The organism is Streptomyces sp. NPDC058964, from assembly GCF_042741275.1.
Classification (GTDB): domain Bacteria; phylum Actinomycetota; class Actinomycetes; order Streptomycetales; family Streptomycetaceae; genus Streptomyces.
The window spans coordinates 14012-20511 of the sequence record NZ_JBHYKH010000113.1 but is presented as its reverse complement, the minus strand read 5'-3'; the positions used below and the strand labels follow the sequence as shown (position 1 = coordinate 20511).

At 64.5% G+C, this 6500-nt stretch carries 5 protein-coding genes and 1 pseudogene; 2 read left to right on the top strand and 4 right to left on the bottom strand.

What is annotated here, in order from left to right:
• Positions 1-127, bottom strand: a pseudogene (locus tag ACFW2E_RS16650) (IS5/IS1182 family transposase); the annotation flags it as partial.
• 436 nt (positions 128-563) lie between these two features.
• Here ACFW2E_RS16650 and ACFW2E_RS16645 point away from each other — a divergent pair.
• Both ACFW2E_RS16645 and ACFW2E_RS16640 read left to right on the top strand, forming a co-directional pair.
• Positions 564-950 carry a hypothetical protein gene (locus tag ACFW2E_RS16645; protein WP_384466981.1) on the top strand — a complete coding sequence of 129 codons (387 nt, stop codon included), beginning with the start codon at positions 564-566 and terminating at the stop codon, positions 948-950.
• Positions 951-1310: 360 nt separating this feature from the next.
• The gene (locus tag ACFW2E_RS16640) at positions 1311-2576 is read left to right on the top strand and encodes a PIN domain-containing protein (RefSeq protein WP_384466979.1); all 1266 of its coding nucleotides are present in this window, start codon (positions 1311-1313) and stop codon (positions 2574-2576) included.
• A 681-nt stretch (positions 2577-3257) separates the two neighbouring features.
• Here ACFW2E_RS16640 and ACFW2E_RS16635 read toward each other — a convergent pair.
• From ACFW2E_RS16635 to ACFW2E_RS16625, 3 genes are all read right to left on the bottom strand, one after another.
• On the bottom strand, positions 3258-4202 hold the full coding sequence (locus ACFW2E_RS16635) for a hypothetical protein (RefSeq protein ID WP_384466977.1): 945 nt from the start codon (positions 4200-4202) through the stop codon (positions 3258-3260).
• A gap of 814 nt (positions 4203-5016) precedes the next feature.
• Positions 5017-5676: a hypothetical protein gene (locus ACFW2E_RS16630; RefSeq protein ID WP_384466975.1), complete on the bottom strand. Its 660-nt coding sequence runs from the start codon at positions 5674-5676 to the stop codon at positions 5017-5019.
• A 489-nt stretch (positions 5677-6165) separates the two neighbouring features.
• Positions 6166-6345, bottom strand: a complete 180-nt coding sequence (locus ACFW2E_RS16625) for a hypothetical protein (RefSeq protein ID WP_384466974.1) — start codon at positions 6343-6345, stop codon at positions 6166-6168.
• Positions 6346-6500: the final 155 nt, after the last annotated feature.

The window sequence follows — 6500 nt, the reverse complement described above, 5'->3', positions numbered from 1 at the left end:
GTCCCCGGTGCGCGTCCACTGCATGCTCACGCCGAACCGCAGTCACCAACTTGCCGAAGCAGCGCGGGCTCAGCCCGGTGAACGGGGCTATCCAATACGGCTCCGACGCCGTGATCACACCAGCCACACCAAGATCATCTCACCCCTGACCAGGGGTTACGGGACAGCCCTTAGTGGCGCCCAAATCCCGGTCAGCCGCAAATGCGATGCCCTTTTGAATGACTCGCGCGCCCCAAGAGATCGAAGGCTCTCTGGTCGACGTATCTAATTGGCATATGAGGCAGTAACTGCCTGCCATTCGCCTATCCGATAGGCACGCCCAGAGCTCCGCCGACACCACCCGGGACCGTGTCAGACGCGTGGCAGGTGGGAGCCCCACGGATGGCGCAGCGTCGGCATCAAGGGTCGTCAAGCCACTGCTCCGCAGATAGAGCGCTCAACTCGTTCTGGGAGACACGGGCCTCCCAAGACGAGGGTAGCCGTCAGCGCGCCGCCTGCGTGCTTCCGTGCGCCCCGGGCCGCGCCACTCCAACGTCCCCGGCACCACTGAACCATGGCCTCGCATGAACGGATTCGGGAAGTACTGGGGTTGGATCGTCTTCGCGGTACTCATTGCGGGCTGGTTGACCTTCGACTTCGGGCCAGTCGCGCTCATCGTCCTGTCCGGGATCAGCGCCTTCTACTTCTTCTTCAACGTGCCCGTCTGGTGCGGCGCGGAAGGTCGCGGCGGCTCATGCCGCAACAACAGCTACGGGGCCCTCATGGGTTGCCATCTTCGCCAGCACAAGTGGCAGAAGCTCAAGATGCTGTTTTGGAGCGCCCGTTGGGCACGGCTCCGGCAGGAGCTGTTCCAGAACGCGACCACCACCCTGGCCAGCGTGGGCGGCATCTTGGCGATCACGTCAGGCATAGCGGCAACGTTGCAACCCCTGTTCGGTGGGGGCTGGTGACGGAGTCGGCTGACATCCACGTCTGACATCAACGGCAGCAGACATCGGCACGGCGTGGAGGCTGCACGTGACCCACCCGTTTACGAGGTGCCAGAAGCTCCATGCCTGGTGATCGAACTCCTAAGGCGGTGCTCACCTTCTGCTCCGCTCAGGGCGAGGGCGTGGGCCAGCAGCCAGGTCGAGATGCAAGGGGAGGCCTGGAGTCGAGGGAGTCCAGGCCTCGCGCAGAGCCACGGCCCAGTGGTTGAGCGGCCAGCTAGGGACTTCACATTATTACTGACAGGTTCCTATCGCTACGAGGACGCCGGTGCGGCTTGGTCACGTTGGTGGCAGCATCTTTACGGAGAGACGGGAGATTCCTTGATCATTTTTGACACCAATGCGGTGCGCCTGCTCAACCCCGCCAGCGACAAGGCTGACCTGATCCGCAAACTTCGCGCGAGTGGCCAAAGGGTTGGCATCCCGTCGATGGTGCTGGTGGAGATGGCGGCCCAGCAGGTGCTGAGGTATCGGGACGCCTACGGGACTGTCGCGTCTGCGATCTCAAAGCTGCAAGCAGTCACCCCCAGCCCCCTTGGCCAGCAAACTGGCCCTGACTTCCAGCCAGATACCGTGGACAGCTACTGGACCGAGCAGTACGGAGACCTGTTCCAAGTACTCGAGACCACGCCAGAGATGGCCATGCAGGCTCTTTCGCGTGAGGCGCATGGACTCAAGCCAGCCAAACGTGACCGGAACGATCGGGACGGTGACACCAAGACAGGAGCCAGGGACGTCGCGATCTGGCTGACGCTGGTTGGCTACATGCGCGAACACCCCGCCGAGCACGTTTACTTCGTGACCGCGAACACCTCGGACTTCGGAGACGGCTCAACCTTCCCGATGCCGATGGACGAAGATGCCCGAGGCATGCTGGGCCGGCTTACTGTGCTCAACGGCTGGAACGATGTTGTAGACGCGTTCACGACTAAGGTCGACGCGACGGTTGACGGCGAGGAGATGCTCCGCTCCGCCAGGCTGGTACGAACCATCCAGCTCGAAGCTAAGGAGCGGATGCGCAATTTCTTCGGGTTGACCAGCTGGATGCCCGGATCGGGCGTTTCCTGGACTGAACCGGGCGGCGCTGCCTTTATGGAAACATGGGTAGTACCGCCGATAGCAGCGCTGCTCAATATCGATGAGATCAGTGGTCATGAGATCGGAGATGCCGTCTGGTACACGGCCAACACCACCTGGCTGCTGGCAGGCATCGCCATGAACAGTGACCCAGCAAGCAGCTCCGCCTTCGTTCAGCTGAACGTGAAGTGGCCCGTCAAGGTTCTCTTCTCGACCTCCGACCACCCGCCCGTGGTGATCAGCAGCGACCCACCAATGCTCCCCGACTTCCAAGAAGGAAGCCCTGATCTCGAAGCGCGCCAGCAGCTCTCAGCCACGTTGCTAAGTACGAGGATCCCCTCTGAGGCATCGCAGGGTTCCTTGGAGGATTTGCTAGTGCTCCTCGCAGCGAGTACCGGGGATCTACCTTCGCAATTGCGGAACCTGCGGAACTCTCTGGCCCATGGGGTCTGGCCCGGGGACGAACCTCCGAACCCTGATGTTGACCCGCACACAGATCCCGAGAGGTGATGATCTCCTCCCCCTTGAGCTCCCCTTGACCGCACCACAAGCGCACCAGATCGAGCGGGGAGCAGCGGGGAATCACGGTGAAAGGAGGCACTGCCGATGAGGCAGCAACCCAGCCGTTCACCGAGGTCAGTGCCCGAACCGGCTGTAAACGCTCTCAGCTTCCTAAGCTGATGGCTCTCAGGCATCGTCGTCCCGGATCGGCCGTCGAGGCATGTGCTGGTCGACGGACGATAGCGTGGCTGAGGCTGGTGGAGGTGCAACGAGGCATACGCGCGCCTGATCGGTCGGCGCACCCGCCCTCGTGGCTGACTGTCGTCGGCTGAGGTTCAGACGGGGCGCATCGAGGGTGCCGATCGTCAGTCGCGCGCGGCAAAGCTGGGCCGTCCCTGGGCCGTCCGAGGTCGCTCAACAGTGGCCAATGATGACCAACGACGACTGCTAGGCGTACAAGTCCACTGTCCCTGGCCAGCGAAAACCCAGCTCACCAAGATCCCCGGCAAGACCCAGGAGTTCTATTCGACCTACATGGACGGCTCCTTGCCCACAAAGTTCTGATCTCTGCGGCGAGAGCGCAGGCGGCGACTGGGACCGAGTCATTTGCATCCTGCCGGGTCCACTCGCCTGTAGTCAGCAACTACCGCATGGCTCCCCTAGCTTGGCAGTGAGGCAGGGGGAGGCACCTCAGAATGGGTTATCCCACGGATCCTCCATTGAGACCCGAACCCATGCATCGTCTTGGACGCTGTCACTGAGATCGAGCGGAGAATAATCAATGGGCGCGTAATCGCTGGCTGCGGCCCAATCGCCGACGAAGTAGCCAGGCGCGGGAAGTCCGAAGAGTACGGCAGCAACCAGTTGGCGCGGGTCGGTCTCCTGCCGTCGCCAAGGGCCCTCGTCTCCCTGGGGTCTCCAGCCTCCGGGGGCCTTTTGTAGTCTCCACAGGAACTCGATCTCGGACTGCATCCAGAGACGATTCAATATGTCCGCGGCCTGTGTCGGCACGAGGGCGCCCCGATCGAGGTACGCCATGAACCTGAGTACCGCAGCATACGAGAGTTTCAATCTTCGAGCCCTGCGCTGCTCGTCGTCCAGAGTCGCCAGAAAGGTTGCGGCGGTCACACTCGGGTGCTCGTGCTCCGGACGAAGGGTGATGACGGACCCCGCGCTGCCGTCCCTCCGATGCTCCCCCTTGATGGGCCAGCCAATATCGTCGAGAGCTCTGCTGACGACATCCCGGAGATTTCGGCGGGTGTCGACATCAAGCCTGGCGGGTGCTTCCCACTCAACGCGCATGACCAGGATCGGGCGCGGGTCCCACGGGGCTACTGGCAGCAGGGGCCGTGTGCCAGCCGGCACCGGCGTTGGTGGTGGCAGGGGTGGCTCATCCCCCTTCGGAAGCATCGGTGGCGCGGGTTGTTCGAGGGCCGTGTGCCCCGACGCCGCCAGCCACAGCTGATGCATCCGCTGCACCTCGCGTGCCTGATCCGCGCCCGGCGTCCTCTCCGCAAGGGCTTCCACCAGAAGCTCGACCAGCCCCCACGTCGGCACTCGCTCGCTGGAGAAGGCGTCGTGGACCCGACTCCTGCCGGCCACCTTGGGGTCGACCCGATGGACGAGCGCACGCACGGACGGTAGCCCAGCCCGAAAGTGCAGGTCGTGGAGCGCGTCGTTCAGCTCCTTGCCCGGCCCCTCGGGCAAGGAGGGTCGCTTCAACCTCGGCATGGCCCCCCAGCCCGTCCGATTCCGTCCGATGCTGTCCGACGATACCGCCTGGCGTCCCCGCGCGTCCGAGCCGTCCTGCGCCAACGCACCCTGAATCAAGACACGTTGTCGACCGGAAGGACGGTAGCCATGTGGGTGTCCACGTTGCCCTGGGACGCCATCGGCCAGGGTGCGCTCAGCGAGACGATCGGGTCTCTCCTCGCCACGGGACTCGTGGCCGGCGGCGGTTGGCTGACCCGGAGAGTACGCCGCCAGCGCAGGAGCAAGGGGGCCCCGCACACCGTCGAACCCCTCTCAAGCCCTGCGGAGGATCACAGCCGGATCGAAGCCTGAGTTCGCGCCCGTCATCGCCCCCCGGATGCCTTCCGGCGCACCCGCCATCGTGGCTGACTGCTGTCGGCTGCGGTTCAGACGGGCCACATGAAAGGTTCCCGCCGTCCCCGAGCGTGCCGAGCCTGGGCCGTCTCTGGGCCGTCCGAGGGTGCTCGACGGTGGCCAAGGACGACCAACAATGACCACCAGGCGCACGAGCCCACCGCTCCTGACCAGGGAAAACGCAGGTCATCAACATCCCCGACAAGACCCAGGGCAAGAAGAAGTAGGGTTTGTGATCATGCCTCCCAGCTGCGCATACGGCGCGGATGGGAGGCATTTTCATGCGCCGCGAGGGCCTTGATGCTCTCCCCGCCCCCTCGACGCTGCGGCCGGCCGTGGCACGTTACCCCTCGTCGACGGTCTGCAGCTCGACGGACCGGTCGGCCACGTCCATCGTCTGCGGCGTGGCCAGCAGCTTGTTCAGCCCAAGGGTCAACTGCACGGCGAACACGCTCAGTAGGACGGCCAGGGCTATTCGGACCAGGCTGTAGCCGGCGTCGACGTTCGCCGCGGTCTCGTAGTCGTCGGGGGTTTGGAGGTTGGAGTTGGTCACGAACGAGACGTAGAGCGCGGCGAAAACCGACAGGAACCACGCGCCGTAGGTCCAGACGACTCCGCTGCCGCCTGGCAGGGCCCTGATCCATCCCAGCCCGATGTCGGTGCGTGACATGGCGTTCGCGTGGCCTGCGCGCACCCATCGCTGGTAGGCGTACAGAACTGCCATGAAGGCTACGAAGCGCAACATGCCCGTGGTGCTGATCGTCTGGAGTGCGCTGTGCAAAGCCTGCCGGTCGTAACCGTTGTGGGCGGCGGCCAAGGCCCATTGGTGAGCCCGCGTGTGCTCGGCGGAGAACCGCACGGCCTCGTTGACGATGGCTACCGCGGCTGCGGCCAGCACCGTAAACAGTGGGCCCGACAGCGAGACCCGACCGGGACTCACCTTGGACTGGACCAGCAACGCCGCCTTGTCGTTGCGCCCGCGACGCTGAGGCGGCTTCGACAAGTCGCTCTCCTGCTGACAGACCGGACACAGCCCTTTGATCCCGTCAAAAGCAACTTCACGCTGCCGACACTTCCGGCACGTCAGTAGCATCCCGCGCCCCCTCTTTGCATGATCGCGGTTGAATTGAGCGCCGCATCCTATTGGATCTGCCAGAGAGGCGTCGATGCCTTCTTGATCTTCCCTTCGCGGCGGCCCGACGGCCCGACACGGTGCGGCCCGGCCCCGATGGCGACGGGCCGAGTCCTGGAACCTCATGGAACCTCCGAGGTCAACCACCAACGACCGACAACGACAACCAACAACCGCCCGACCACAGGTCAGTTGAGGTGAGCACCCCGCTGACCAGCCCCAAAAACCGGGCGGTCGAAACGCAGGGCAAGAAGAAGCAACCCGACACCAGTAAGCCCCCGACCTGCTGTTTCCTGGCAGGGCGGGGGCTTACTGGTGGGGCTGGGTCGCCCCTGGGCCGTCAGGTGCTTGGTTGGTCCGTCAGATGCGTCGCCGCAAGAGGCGGATGCGGATGTCGAGGACGATCAGCAGGGCCGTGGGGATGGCGATCTTGGCGGGGGCGTTCGCCCAGAGTGCGAGGGTGCCGCCGGCCGTGCCGTTGAGCGCCATGGGCAGGTCGCGAAGGCGGATGTCGACGCTGACGCCTAAGGGTGAGACCATGGATCCTCCATGTGTGATCGGTTCCTGGCTAAGGTTTCCGAGCGCAGAAATGGAAGCGGGGGGGGGGCCCCCCCCCCGCGGGCGGGCGTCGGGGGGTGTGGGTTGGTTCAGATTGGTGAGGCGCGCGCCACCCACACCCCAGCGGGCGCCGGGGT

Excerpts from the sequence above, each read along its gene's own strand:
- ACFW2E_RS16645 (WP_384466981.1), top strand. The coding sequence starts at position 564 with ATGAACGGATTCGGGAAGTACTGGGGTTGGATCGTCTTCGCGGTACTC.
- ACFW2E_RS16625 (WP_384466974.1), bottom strand. The coding sequence starts at position 6,345 with ATGGTCTCACCCTTAGGCGTCAGCGTCGACATCCGCCTTCGCGACCTG.